At 53.4% G+C, this 626-nt stretch carries 1 pseudogene; it reads left to right on the forward strand.

The features are described from left to right. Positions 1 to 626: pseudogene (locus tag ACWHAR_RS28795) on the forward strand (transglycosylase SLT domain-containing protein); the annotation flags it as partial.

Consider the following 626-nt stretch of genomic DNA (forward strand, 5'->3'; position numbering starts at 1 on the left):
TTGCCCAGGCCGCTACCAAGCTCGGCATGCGCGTTGTTGACGACATGGGGGCCGCGGCGGGAGACGGGGGAGCTTCTTCTCCGGTTTCAAGCACCGCTTCGTATTCGGCTTCTGTGTCGCCTGCTGTCGGTGTCGGGAGTATAGCAGCAGAGGCGCAGGCTTTCGGCCGGGAATTCACCGGCGGTTTTGACAAGGGGATCGGCTCAAACGCTCCTTCCCTTGATCAATGGAAGCAAAAAAACATCAGCAAGCCGTTTAGCAGCCTGCCGGCAGAATCGTCTAACTACGGAAAACAGACGGTTGCCGGGTTCGCTTCCGGGCAAAATGCTTCCGCGACCGGAACCGGCGGTTTTCTTCAAGCAAAAGTAAATGCGCCTTATCAAACAACGGTGAAAACGTCCTCTTCCTGGGGTGCAAATACAGTCAAAAACTTTGCAACCGGGCAAAATGCAACACCGACCGGGACGTCGCAGTATGTTGATAAAAATATCAACAAGCCGTTCCTTGATTCGAAACAGTCGGCTGCAGGCTGGGGGTCAGGAATGGTCGGACACTTTATCAGCGGCATGAATGGAAAAGTGAGCGAAGTTTCTCAAGCTGCAAAAAACTTGGCGAAAAAAGTTGAA

Source organism: Bacillus sp. LR--39 (assembly GCF_053613335.1).